Source organism: Pseudomonas sp. o96-267, from assembly GCF_003935465.1.
GTDB lineage: Bacteria > Pseudomonadota > Gammaproteobacteria > Pseudomonadales > Pseudomonadaceae > Aquipseudomonas > Aquipseudomonas sediminis.
The window spans coordinates 1-11,711 of sequence record NZ_RHQP01000028.1 but is presented as its reverse complement, the minus strand read 5'-3'; the positions used below and the strand labels follow the sequence as shown (position 1 = coordinate 11,711).

Genomic DNA, 11,711 nt, shown 5'->3' with positions numbered 1-11,711 from the left:
CAGTTGCCTTCCTTATTAAGAGGTCGTAGGGTGCGCCGTGCGCACCGTTTCAGTTCATGGTGCGCATGGCGCACCCTACGAGTCAGTGGCCAGCTGAGGTGCGCGCGATGGTGTCATCGCTGCGCAGGGTGAAAATCTCGTAGCCATCGGCGGTGACCAGCACGGTGTGCTCCCATTGCGCCGAGAGCTTGCGGTCCTTGGTAATGGCGGTCCAGCCGTCGCCGAGAAGGCGGGTTTCCGGGCGACCCTGGTTGATCATCGGCTCGATGGTGAAGGTCATGCCTTCCTTGAGCTCCATGCCGGTGCCGGCCTTGCCGTAATGCAGCACTTGCGGCTCCTCGTGGAACACGGCGCCAATGCCATGGCCGCAGTATTCGCGGACCACGGAGAAGCCGTTCTTTTCCGCGTGCTTCTGGATCACTTCTCCGATATCGCCGAGGCGGGTGCCCGGTTTGACCAGCTCGATGCCTTTATACATGCATTCCTGGGTGATCTTGGCCAGGCGCTCGGCCCACTCGGCCACCTTGCCGACCATGAACATCTTGCTGGTATCGCCGTGGTAGCCGTCCTTGATCACGGTCACGTCGATGTTCAGCACGTCGCCGTCTTTCAGTGGCTTGTCGTTGGGGATGCCGTGGCACACCACGTGGTTGATCGAGGTGCAGATCGACTTGGGAAAACCCTTGTAGTTGAGCGGGGCGGGAATCGCCTGCTGCACGTTGACGATATAGTCATGGCAGATGCGGTCGATTTCCTCAGTGGTGACGCCTGGCTTGACGTGCTCACCGATCATTTCCAGCACTTCGGCGGCCAGGCGGCCAGCGACGCGCATTTTCTCGATTTCTTCGGCGGATTTGATGGTGACGGTCATATGAAGCTCTCGGGCACGAACGGAAAGGTCGCTATATTAGCAGCTTCGCTGTGCCAGCCCCAAAGGGCGCCGCAACCGCTGCAGGACGTTACTGCGTTGTTTGTCAGCTTTTGTAGCCTGAGCCGGCTTTGTGTGGTATAAAACGCGCCGCTTTACGGGCACTAAGCCCTAAAGCTTAAACCCACACACGTATCGACACGGTTTCCTGGGTGCCTTTCGACAAGTTCGAGGGTTGGAAGCTGGGATACGTGGAGGCCTAACCCGACTTATCAAGGAACTATCATGTCCCAAGTCAACATGCGCGATATGCTGAAGGCCGGTGTGCACTTCGGCCACCAGACCCGTTACTGGAACCCGAAAATGGGCAAGTACATTTTCGGCGCGCGCAACAAGATTCACATCATCAACCTCGAAAAAACCCTGCCGATGTTCAACGAAGCTCAAGCTTTCGTTGAGAAGCTGGCTGCTGGCAAGAACAAGATCCTGTTCGTCGGCACCAAGCGTTCCGCTGGCAAGATCGTTCGCGAAGAAGCTGCTCGTTGCAACTCGCCGTTCGTCGATCACCGCTGGTTGGGCGGCATGCTGACCAACTACAAAACCATCCGCGCCTCGATCAAGCGTTTGCGTGAGCTGGAAGTTCAGTCCCAGGACGGTACTTTCGCCAAGCTGACCAAGAAAGAAGCCCTGATGCGTTCGCGTGATCTGGAAAAACTGGATCGCAGCCTGGGCGGTATCAAGGACATGGGCGGCCTGCCGGACGCACTGTTCGTAATCGACGTTGACCACGAGCGCATCGCTATCACCGAAGCCAACAAGCTGGGCATCCCGGTTATCGGCATCGTCGATACCAACAGCAGCCCGGAAGGCGTTGACTACATCATCCCGGGTAACGACGACGCCATCCGTGCCATCCAGCTGTACATGGGTGCCATGGCCGACGCCGTGATCCGTGGTCGCAGCAACGCTGGCGGCGTCACTGAAGAGTTCATCGAGGAAGCCGCGGCTGCCGAGAGCGCCGAAGGCTAAGCGGTAACGCAAAGCATCTAGCGTTACGCGCTGTGCAAAAAGGGGGCTAGGCCCCCTTTTTGCCACTCAAAGATTTGATCGTCCGTGATGCGGGCGATGGTTGAAGACCTACCGAGAGGATTTTCAAAATGGCAGAGATTACTGCAGCACTGGTTAAAGAACTGCGCGAGCGTACCGGCGAAGGCATGATGGATTGCAAAAAGGCCTTGACCAAGGCTGGCGGCGACATCGAAAAAGCCATCGACGATATGCGCGCTTCCGGCGCCATCAAGGCCGCCAAAAAGGCTGGCAACGTTGCTGCTGAAGGCGCTATCGCCGTCAAGGCCGACGGTAAGGCTGCCGTGCTGATCGAAGTTAACTCGCAGACCGACTTCCTGGCCCTGCAGGACGACTTCAAGAATTTCGTTAACAGCAGTGTGGACAAAGCGTTCGCTGACAAGCTGACCGACGCGGCTCCGCTGATCGAAGCTCAGGAAGCCGAGCGTACCGCTCTGGTCGCCAAAGTAGGCGAGAACGTCAACATCCGTCGTCTGGTACGTGTTGAGGGTGACGTTGTCGGTTCCTACCTGCATGGCAACAAGATCGGTGTTGCCGTTGTTCTGAAGGGCGGCGACGTCGAGCTGGCCAAAGACATCGCGATGCACGTTGCTGCAAGCAACCCGGAATTCCTGCTGCCAAGCGACGTTTCGGCTGAAGCGATCGAGCGCGAGAAGGCTGTCTTCCTGCAACTGAACGAAGAGAAGCTCAAGGGCAAGCCTGCCGATATCGCCGAGAAGATGGTTGCCGGCCGTATCTCCAAGTTCCTGGCAGAAGCCAGCCTGGTTGAGCAGGCGTTCGTCAAGAACCCGGAAATCAAGGTCGGTGAGCTGGCCAAGAAAGCTGGCGCTGAAATCGTTTCCTTCACCTACTTCAAAGTGGGCGAAGGCATCGAGAAGCCGGTTGACAACTTTGCTGAAGAAGTTGCTGCCCAGCTGGCCGCCAGCAAGCAGTAATCGTTTTCGGTACGTGTCCCCAAAGAGGCTGCCCGTTTGCGCGGGCGGCCTCTTTGCCGAATAAGGGATGACGAATAAAGTAGCGGTCGTTTCAATGAACGGCCGTTGGCGCTGTCGAAGTGCCGGATAATTGCAGCGCTCGAACGCGTTGCTGACGAATTTCATATCGCCGCAGGAGAGACTTGCAATGGCTCAGCAGACAACTGGTCGCCAACCTCGCTACAAACGCATTCTGCTCAAACTTAGCGGCGAGGCCCTGATGGGCTCGGAAGATTTCGGCATCGATCCCAAGGTGCTCGACCGCATGGCGCTGGAGGTTGGCCAGTTGGTCGGCATCGGCGTGCAAGTCGGCCTGGTGATTGGTGGCGGCAACCTGTTCCGTGGCGCGGCGTTGTCCGCTGCGGGTATGGATCGCGTAACCGGCGACCACATGGGCATGCTGGCGACCGTCATGAACGCGCTGGCCATGCGCGATGCGCTGGAGCGCTCAAACATCCCGGCCATCGTCATGTCGGCGATCTCCATGGTCGGCGTGACCGATCACTATGACCGCCGCAAGGCCATGCGCCACCTGAAGACCGGTGAGGTAGTGATTTTCGCTGCTGGCACTGGCAACCCCTTCTTTACCACCGATTCGGCTGCCTGCCTGCGAGCCATCGAAATCGATGCGGACGTGGTACTGAAGGCGACCAAGGTCGATGGCGTGTACACTGCCGACCCGTTCAAAGACCCGCATGCCGAGAAATTCGAGCGCCTGACCTATGACGAGGTGCTCGATCGCAAGCTGGGCGTGATGGATCTGACTGCCATCTGCCTGTGCCGCGATCACAACATGCCGCTGCGGGTCTTCAACATGAACAAACCCGGCGCACTGCTGAACGTTGTAGTGGGTGGCGCCGAAGGAACTCTGATCGAGGAGGATGCACAATGATCAACGACATCAAGAAAGACGCTCAGGAACGCATGAGCAAGTCCCTGGAAGCGCTGGGTCGTAACCTGGCTTCCATTCGTACCGGTCGTGCCCATCCGAGCATTCTCGACAGCATCAAGGTACCGGCCTGGGGCAGCGACATGCCGCTCAATCAGGTGGCGGCGATCACTGTTGAGGACGCGCGTACCCTGAAGATTGTCGCGCATGACAAGACTCTCGGCGCTGCGATCGAGAAAGCCATCCTGACCTCGGACCTGGGTCTGAACCCGAGCAGCGCTGGTTCCACCATTCGTGTGCCGATGCCGGCGCTGACCGAGGAAACCCGCAAGGGCTACACCAAGCAGGCGCGCGGCGTTGCCGAAGATGCCAAGGTCGCCGTGCGTAACGTGCGTCGCGATGCGCTGGCCGAGCTGAAGAAACTGTCCAAAGCCAAGGAAATCAGCGAAGACGAAGAGCGTCGCGCTGCTGATGAGCTGCAGAAGATCACCGACAAGTTCATCGGTGATGTCGACAAGGCGCTCGAGGTGAAAGAAGCGGACCTGATGGCTGTTTGACGGCTGGGCGCCCATACATGGACAAGAACAAGCAGGGTGCGGTGCCGCGGCATGTCGCCATCATCATGGATGGTAACAACCGATGGGCGAAGAAGCGCCTGTTGCCGGGTGTGGCGGGGCACAAGGCCGGGGTCGACGCGGTTCGTGCGGTGATCGAGGTCTGTGCCGAGTCTGGCGTCGAGGTGCTGACCCTGTTCGCCTTCTCCAGCGAGAACTGGCAGCGCCCGGCCGATGAGGTCGGCGCGCTAATGGAGCTGTTCCTGGGGGCGCTGCGTCGTGAGGCCAAGCGGCTGCTGGATAATGACATCGGCCTGCGCATCATCGGGGACCGCTCGCGGTTTCATCCCGAGTTGCAGGCGGCCATGCGCGACGCCGAGCTGCTGACAGCCGGAAACCGTCGTTTCACCTTGCAGATCGCTGCCAACTACGGCGGTCAGTGGGATATCGCTCAGGCCGCTCAGCGTTTGGCCCGTGAAGTGCAGGCAGGCCATCTGCAGCCTGAAGACATCACGCCGCAATTGCTTCAGGGCTGCCTGGCCACCGGTGACCTGCCGTTACCCGACCTGTGCATTCGCACTGGCGGCGAGCACCGCATCAGCAACTTCCTTCTCTGGCAGTTCGCTTACAGCGAACTGTACTTTTCCGACCTCTATTGGCCGGACTTCAAGCATGAGGCCATGCGCAAGGCGCTGGCCGATTTCGCTACCCGCCAGCGTCGCTTCGGCAAGACCAGCGAGCAGGTGGAAGCTGAGGCGCGCTCTTAATGCTCAAACAACGAATCATCACGGCTTTGGTGCTGTTGCCCATCGCCCTGGGCGGTTTTTTTCTGCTCGATGGCGGTGCCTTTGCCCTGTTCATCGGTGCGGTGGTCACGCTGGGTGCCTGGGAATGGGCGCGTCTGGCAGGGTTCGAGGCTCAGTCGCTGCGTGTGACCTACGCGGCTGGAGTGGCCGTTTTCCTCGGCCTGCTGTACATGGTGCCGGTCGTTGCCCCGCTGCTGCTGGTGGTGGCTGTGCTGTGGTGGTTGGTCGCGACCTTTCTGGTAATGACCTACCCCGATAGCAGTCGTTTCTGGGGCGGGGTGCCGGGGCGTTTGCTGATTGGTTTGCTGATCTTGCTGCCGGCTTGGCAGGGTCTGGTTCTGCTCAAGCAGTGGCCGCAAGCCAATGCGCTGATCATCGCCGTGATGGTGCTGGTTTGGGGCGCGGATATCGGTGCTTATTTTTCCGGCAAGACCTTTGGCAAGCGCAAACTGGCACCCAAAGTCAGTCCGGGCAAGAGTTGGGAAGGGCTCTATGGTGGTCTTGTAGCCAGTCTGTTGATCACTCTGTTGGTCGGGCTGCAACAGGGCTGGTCCGCTGGTGGGCTGCTGCTGGCTCTTGCCGGTGCTGCCGTGGTGGTGCTGATTTCCGTGGTTGGCGACTTGACTGAAAGCATGTTCAAGCGTCAGTCCGGGATCAAGGACAGCAGCAATCTGCTGCCGGGTCACGGCGGTGTACTGGATCGCATCGACAGCCTGACGGCAGCCATTCCGTTGTTCGCCACACTGCTCTGGTTGGCGGGTTGGGGTTCGCTGTGAGCGCAGTGCAGCAGGTCACCGTGCTGGGGGCTACTGGCTCCATCGGCCTCAGCACGTTGGATGTGATCGCGCGCCATCCTGAGCGCTACAGCGTCTTCGCGCTGACGGGCTTTTCGCGCTTGGCAGAGCTGCAAATGCTGTGCGTGCAGCATCGCCCGCGCTACGCGGTGGTGCCAGATGCCGATTCAGCGCTCGAGTTGCAGAACAATTTGCGCGCTGCCGGGCTGGCGACCGAAGTGCTGGTTGGCGAAGCAGGGCTGTGCGCCGTCTCTGCCGACGCCGCCGTCGATTGCGTAATGGCGGCCATTGTCGGTGCGGCAGGCCTCCGGCCGACGCTGGCGGCGGTGCAGGCCGGCAAGAAAGTGCTGCTGGCCAACAAGGAAGCGTTGGTGATGTCCGGCGCCTTGTTCATGCAGGCGGTCAAGCAGAGCGGGGCGGTGCTGCTGCCCATCGACAGCGAGCACAACGCGATTTTCCAATGCTTGCCGGGCGACTATTCGCGCGGTCTGCAGGCGGTCGGTGTGCGTCGCGTGCTGCTGACAGCTTCCGGTGGACCTTTTCGCGAAACGCCGTTGGCCGATCTGGAACGTGTCACGCCGGAGCAGGCGTGCGCGCATCCGAACTGGTCGATGGGGCGCAAGATCTCGGTCGATTCGGCCAGCATGATGAACAAGGGGCTCGAGTCGATCGAAGCCTGCTGGCTATTCGATGCCCGCCCCGAGCAGATCGAGGTGGTCATACACCGGCAGAGCGTGATTCATTCGCTGGTCGATTACATCGACGGTTCGGTACTGGCCCAGCTGGGTAATCCGGACATGCGCACGCCCATCGCGCATGCTTTGGCCTGGCCGGAGCGTATCTACTCGGGTGTGTCTCCTCTGGATCTGTTTACCGTCGGTCGACTGGATTTCGAGCGTCCCGACGAGCAGCGTTTCCCCTGTTTGCGCCTGGCGCGTGAGGCAGCGCAGGTCGGCGGCAGTGCGCCGGCGATGCTCAACGCGGTCAATGAGGTGGCAGTCGAGGCTTTCCTGCAGCGGCGCATCCGTTTCACTGATATCGCGCGTATGATTGAGTCCGTGTTGAACGCCCAGCCTGTGCAGGCTGTCGAAGCGCTCGACGCAGTATTCGAAGCTGATGCCCGTGCGCGTGAACTGGCTGGGCAGTGGCTCGTTGGTCGTTGATCGCGCCGGTGTTGTTCTTGTACTTGAGCGGCTCGTAGGGCTGGAGAAGTGAAATGAGTGGGTTGTACATGCTGGTTGGCACCCTGATCGCACTGGGTGTCCTGGTCACCTTTCACGAGTACGGACACTTCTGGGTGGCTCGCCGCTGCGGCGTCAAGGTGCTGCGCTTTTCCGTCGGCTTCGGTACGCCATTGTTGCGCTGGCACGACCGCCAGGGCACTGAGTTCGTCGTAGCAGCCATTCCTCTGGGCGGCTACGTCAAGATGCTCGATGAACGCGAGGGCGATGTACCGCCCGAACTGGTCGAGCAATCCTTCAATCGCAAGAGTGTACGCCAGCGCATCGCCATTGTTGCCGCTGGCCCGCTGGCCAATTTCCTGCTGGCGCTGCTGTTCTTCTGGTTCGTCGCCATGCTCGGCAGTCAGCAGGTTAGGCCGGTGATCGGTGGCGTGCAGCCCGACAGCCTGGCGGAAGTGGCCGGGCTGCGTGCTGGGCAGGAGATCGTTGCAGTCAACGGTGAGGCCACCAGTGGTTGGGCGGCGGTTAATCTGCAGCTGGTAAGGCGTCTGGGCGAGAGCGGTACGCTCGATCTGCGCGTGCTCGAGCCGGGCTCCACGGTTGAAGCGCCCAAGCAGGTGCAATTGGATAACTGGTTGCGCGGCGTCGACGAGCCGGACCCGATTGGCTCGCTGGGGATTCGCCCCTGGCGTCCGGTGCTGGAGCCGGTTCTGGCTGAGGTGGATTCCAAGGGGCCTGCCTATGCTGCAGGCCGGCAGGCCGGAGATCGACTGCTGGCGCTCGATGGTGAGCCGCTTGCCGACTGGCAGGGGCTGGTTGATCGTGTACGGGCGTTGCCGGGCGAGGCGGTCACGCTGCGCTTCGAGCGCGCGGGACAGGAGCGGGACGTGCGGCTGACACTGGCGTCGCGCGGTGAAGGGGAAGCTCGCAGCGGTTACCTTGGCGCGGGTGTGCAGGGTGTCGAGTGGCCGCCAGAGATGCTCCGCGAGGTGCGCTACGGTCCGCTCGATGGCGTCGTCGAGGGCATGCGTCAAACCTGGTCCATGAGCCTGCTGACCATCGATTCCCTCAAGAAAATGCTGTTCGGTGAGCTCTCGGTAAAAAACTTGAGTGGGCCGATAACCATTGCTAAAGTGGCGGGCGCTTCAGCTGAGTCAGGGCTGGGGGATTTCCTGAAATTCCTTGCATATCTGAGTATTAGCCTGGGGGTTCTCAATCTGCTGCCCATTCCTGTGCTGGATGGTGGGCATCTGCTGTTTTATCTGGTCGAGTGGGTGCGTGGTCGCCCCTTGTCTGAGCGGGTTCAGGGTTGGGGGATGCAGATCGGCATCAGTCTGGTCATCGGGGTCATGTTGCTTGCCCTGGTCAACGACCTCAGCCGCCTGTGAGCACTGCTGAATACGTTCTTGAGATTTAAAAGAAGTGTCGCCTAAGCGGCAGTTTTTATCGTCAGTTGGAATAAGAAAGGACTTCATGAAACGTCTGCTGCTACCTGCGGTACTGTCCGCATTGATGATCGCCGAAGTTCACGCCGAGTCCTTCACCATCTCCGATATACGTGTCAACGGCCTGCAGCGGGTTTCCGCTGGTAGTGTATTCGGCGCGTTGCCGCTCAATGTGGGCGAGCGGATAGATGATCGCCAGCTGGTCGATGCCACCCGTTCCCTGTTCCGTACCGGCTTCTTCCAGGATATTCAGCTTGGTCGCGATGGCGACGTGCTGGTCGTTACCGTGGTCGAGCGTCCCTCCATCTCCGGCATCGAGATCGAAGGCAATAAGGCCATCAGCACTGAGGACCTGCTCAAGGGCCTGAACCAGTCTGGTCTGGCCGAGGGCGAGATCTTCCAGCGCGCCACCCTCGAAGGCGTGCGTAACGAGCTGCAGCGCCAGTATGTCGCTCAGGGCCGTTATTCGGCCGAGATCGAAGCCGAGGTGATTCCGCAGCCGCGTAACCGCGTGGCGCTGAAGATCACCATCAACGAAGGCACCGTAGCCGCTATCTCCCACATCAACGTGGTCGGCAATACCGTGTTCTCCGATGAAGATCTTGTCGATCTGTTCGAGCTGAAGACCACCAACTGGCTGTCCTTCTTCAAGAACGACGACAAGTACGCCCGCGAAAAACTGTCCGGTGACCTCGAGCGTCTGCGCTCCTACTACCTGGACCGCGGCTACATCAACATGGATATCAGCTCCACGCAGGTTTCCATCACCCCGGACAAGAAGCACGTCTACATCACCGTCAACGTCGAAGAAGGCGAGAAATACAGCGTTCGCGACGTGAAACTGTCCGGTGACCTCAAGGTCCCGGAAGACGATGTGCGCGCACTGCTGCTGGTCAAGGAAGGTCAGGTCTTCTCGCGCAAGGTCATGACCACCACCAGTGAGCTGATCACCCGTCGTCTGGGTAACGAGGGTTACACCTTCGCCAACGTCAACGGCGTGCCGGAAGCGCATGACGAAGACAACACCGTTTCGATCACCTTCTTCGTCGATCCGGGCAAGCGTGCCTACGTCAATCGTATCAACTTCCGCGGCAACACCAAGTCCGAAGACGAAGTGCTGCGTCGCGAAATGCGTCAGATGGAAGGTGGCTGGGCCTCGACCTACCTGATCGACCAGTCCAAGACTCGCCTGGAGCGCCTGGGCTTCTTCAAGGAAGTCAACGTCGAAACTCCGCAGGTGCCAGGTACTGATGACCAGATCGACGTCAACTACAGCGTCGAAGAGCAGCCGTCCGGCTCCATCACTGCCAGCGTCGGTTTCGCCCAGAACGCCGGCCTGATCCTCGGTGGCTCCATCACCCAGAACAACTTCCTCGGCACCGGTAACCGTGTCAGTATCGGTCTGACCCGTAGTGAATACCAGAGCCGCTACAGCTTTAGCTTTGTTGACCCCTACTGGACCGTTGATGGCGTGAGCTTGGGTTACAACGCCTTCTACCGAACCACTGATTACGATGAGCTCGATGTCGATGTATCCAGCTACTCGGTTGACAGCCTGGGTGCAGGTATCAACATCGGTTACCCGATCAGCGAGACCGCGCGCCTGACTTACGGTCTGAGCGTGCAGCAGGACAGCCTGGATACCGGTCGTTATACCGTCGACGAGATCTTCGATTTCATTGACGCCGAAGGTGACAACTTCCTCAATTTCAAGGGCTCCATCGGTTGGTCCGAGTCGACCCTGAACCGCGGTACTCTGGCTACTCGTGGCCATTCGCAGAGCCTGGTGCTGGAAACCACCATTCCAGGTAGTGATCTGTCGTTCTACAAGCTCGACTACCGTGGTCAGGTCTTCACCCCGATCAGCGATAACTACACCCTGCGCTTCCATACCCAATTAGGTTATGGCGACAGTTATGGCTCCACCGCTGAGCTGCCGTTCTATGAGCACTACTACGCGGGCGGTTTCAACTCGGTACGTGGTTTCGAAGACAGCAGCCTTGGACCGCGTAGTACCCCTAGTCGTGGTGCTGGTAACCCTGGTGGGCGTCCGGGTACCCTGCGTGACCCGGATCAGGACCCGCTGCCGTTCGGTGGTAACGTATTGGTGCAGGGTGGCGTCGAGATGCTGTTCCCCCTGCCGTTCGTCAAGGACCAGCGTTCGTTGCGTACCGCGTTGTTCTGGGATGTGGGTAACGTATTCGACACCAACTGCTCGTCGAGCCAGAAGAAGCTTAGCGACAGCTGCAATATTGATTTCAGCAGCATGGCCAGCTCCGTGGGTGTCGGCCTGACTTGGATCACCGCGCTGGGCCCGCTTAGCTTCAGTCTGGCCATGCCGATCAAGAAGCCGGATGATGCCGATACTCAGGTATTCCAGTTCTCCCTGGGTCAAACCTTCTAAGTTCGTTTCACAGAAAGCCAACAGTTTTGTTGCAGGAGTGCATTGTGCGTAAGTTGACTCAACTGGTTCTGTTCACCGCCGCCCTGATCGCCACTCCGGCGTTCGCCGAGATGAAGGTGGCCGTGCTGAACTATCAGATGGCGCTGCTCGAGTCTGATGCAGCCAAGCGCTACGCCGTCGATGCCGAGAAGAAGTTTGGTCCGCAACTGAACAAGCTCAAGACTCTGGAAAGCGACGCCAAGCGCATCCAGGATCGTATGGTCAAAGATGGCGACAAGATGCAGCAGGCTGAGCGCGAGCGTCTCGAACTCGAATTCAAGCAGAAGGCCCGTGACTTCCAGTTCCAATCCAAGGAGCTGAACGAAGCCAAGGCCATCGCCGACCGCGAGATGCTGGGCAAGCTGAAGCCGAACCTGGATAAGGCCGTCGAAGACGTGATCAAGAACGGCAACTTCGACCTGGTGCTCGAGCGTGGTGCGGTGATCGAGGTCAAGCCTCAGTACGACATCACTCGCCAGGTCATCGAGCGCATGAACCAGATGCGTTAAGTATGACAGTGACAGTTACCCTCGGCCAATTGGCTGAGCGTCTTGGGGGCCCCGGGGGGGGGGGCGGCGCGGGCGGGGTCAAAGGCCGGGGGGCCAGGCAGGGGGGGCGGGGCGGCCGCGTGGGGGTGGGGGGGGCTGGCGCCGAGCGCCGGGGGGGGGGGG

11 protein-coding genes are annotated in these 11,711 nt (G+C 59.9%); 10 read left to right on the top strand and 1 reads right to left on the bottom strand.

From position 1 onward, the window contains the following. Positions 1 to 82: 82 nt before the first annotated feature. Entirely contained in the window at positions 83 to 871 is a 789-nt protein-coding gene (gene map, locus EGJ86_RS18060) for a type I methionyl aminopeptidase (protein WP_099523490.1), read from the bottom strand. 282 nt (positions 872 to 1,153) lie between these two features. On the opposite strand from map, the gene rpsB reads away from it, so the two are divergent. The 10 genes from rpsB (at position 1,154) to EGJ86_RS18010 (ending at position 11,549) form a co-directional block, all read left to right on the top strand. After that, positions 1,154 to 1,897 carry a 30S ribosomal protein S2 gene (rpsB, locus tag EGJ86_RS18055; RefSeq protein ID WP_125836051.1) on the top strand — a complete coding sequence of 248 codons (744 nt, stop codon included), beginning with the start codon at positions 1,154 to 1,156 and terminating at the stop codon, positions 1,895 to 1,897. A 128-nt stretch (positions 1,898 to 2,025) separates the two neighbouring features. Continuing rightward, positions 2,026 to 2,889, top strand: a complete 864-nt coding sequence (tsf, locus tag EGJ86_RS18050) for a translation elongation factor Ts (protein WP_125836050.1) — start codon at positions 2,026 to 2,028, stop codon at positions 2,887 to 2,889. 187 nt (positions 2,890 to 3,076) lie between these two features. Beyond that, positions 3,077 to 3,820, top strand: a complete 744-nt coding sequence (gene pyrH, locus EGJ86_RS18045) for a UMP kinase (protein ID WP_004424012.1) — start codon at positions 3,077 to 3,079, stop codon at positions 3,818 to 3,820. Then, complete coding sequence (frr, locus tag EGJ86_RS18040; protein ID WP_099523484.1) at positions 3,817 to 4,374, top strand: ribosome recycling factor; 558 nt, start codon at positions 3,817 to 3,819, stop codon at positions 4,372 to 4,374. The genes pyrH and frr overlap by 4 nt, the downstream gene beginning before the upstream one ends. Before the next feature lie 17 nt (positions 4,375 to 4,391). Beyond that, complete coding sequence (gene uppS, locus EGJ86_RS18035; RefSeq protein ID WP_125836049.1) at positions 4,392 to 5,138, top strand: polyprenyl diphosphate synthase; 747 nt, start codon at positions 4,392 to 4,394, stop codon at positions 5,136 to 5,138. Further along, positions 5,138 to 5,953 carry a phosphatidate cytidylyltransferase gene (locus EGJ86_RS18030; RefSeq protein ID WP_125836048.1) on the top strand — a complete coding sequence of 272 codons (816 nt, stop codon included), beginning with the start codon at positions 5,138 to 5,140 and terminating at the stop codon, positions 5,951 to 5,953. Before uppS ends, EGJ86_RS18030 begins: the two co-directional genes overlap by 1 nt. Beyond that, entirely contained in the window at positions 5,950 to 7,134 is a 1,185-nt protein-coding gene (gene ispC / locus EGJ86_RS18025) for a 1-deoxy-D-xylulose-5-phosphate reductoisomerase (RefSeq protein ID WP_125836047.1), read from the top strand. The genes EGJ86_RS18030 and ispC overlap by 4 nt, the downstream gene beginning before the upstream one ends. Positions 7,135 to 7,187: 53 nt before the next feature. Further along, on the top strand, positions 7,188 to 8,540 hold the full coding sequence (gene rseP, locus EGJ86_RS18020; protein WP_125836046.1) for a sigma E protease regulator RseP: 1,353 nt from the start codon (positions 7,188 to 7,190) through the stop codon (positions 8,538 to 8,540). Positions 8,541 to 8,625: 85 nt separating this feature from the next. Next, the gene (bamA, locus tag EGJ86_RS18015) at positions 8,626 to 11,001 is read left to right on the top strand and encodes an outer membrane protein assembly factor BamA (RefSeq protein WP_125836045.1); all 2,376 of its coding nucleotides are present in this window, start codon (positions 8,626 to 8,628) and stop codon (positions 10,999 to 11,001) included. Positions 11,002 to 11,045: 44 nt separating this feature from the next. After that, positions 11,046 to 11,549, top strand: coding sequence for an OmpH family outer membrane protein (locus EGJ86_RS18010; RefSeq protein ID WP_099523471.1), 504 nt, complete (start codon positions 11,046 to 11,048; stop codon positions 11,547 to 11,549). Positions 11,550 to 11,711 lie beyond the last annotated feature (162 nt).

Bases quoted from the DNA above. Each gene is read 5' to 3' on its own strand.
- rpsB (WP_125836051.1), top strand. From the start codon at position 1,154: ATGTCCCAAGTCAACATGCGCGATATGCTGAAGGCCGGTGTGCACTTC.
- pyrH (WP_004424012.1), top strand. From the start codon at position 3,077: ATGGCTCAGCAGACAACTGGTCGCCAACCTCGCTACAAACGCATTCTG.
- frr (WP_099523484.1), top strand. From the start codon at position 3,817: ATGATCAACGACATCAAGAAAGACGCTCAGGAACGCATGAGCAAGTCC.
- EGJ86_RS18030 (WP_125836048.1), top strand. From the start codon at position 5,138: ATGCTCAAACAACGAATCATCACGGCTTTGGTGCTGTTGCCCATCGCC.
- tsf (WP_125836050.1), top strand. From the start codon at position 2,026: ATGGCAGAGATTACTGCAGCACTGGTTAAAGAACTGCGCGAGCGTACC.
- rseP (WP_125836046.1), top strand. From the start codon at position 7,188: ATGAGTGGGTTGTACATGCTGGTTGGCACCCTGATCGCACTGGGTGTC.
- uppS (WP_125836049.1), top strand. From the start codon at position 4,392: ATGGACAAGAACAAGCAGGGTGCGGTGCCGCGGCATGTCGCCATCATC.
- bamA (WP_125836045.1), top strand. From the start codon at position 8,626: ATGAAACGTCTGCTGCTACCTGCGGTACTGTCCGCATTGATGATCGCC.
- map (WP_099523490.1), bottom strand. From the start codon at position 871: ATGACCGTCACCATCAAATCCGCCGAAGAAATCGAGAAAATGCGCGTC.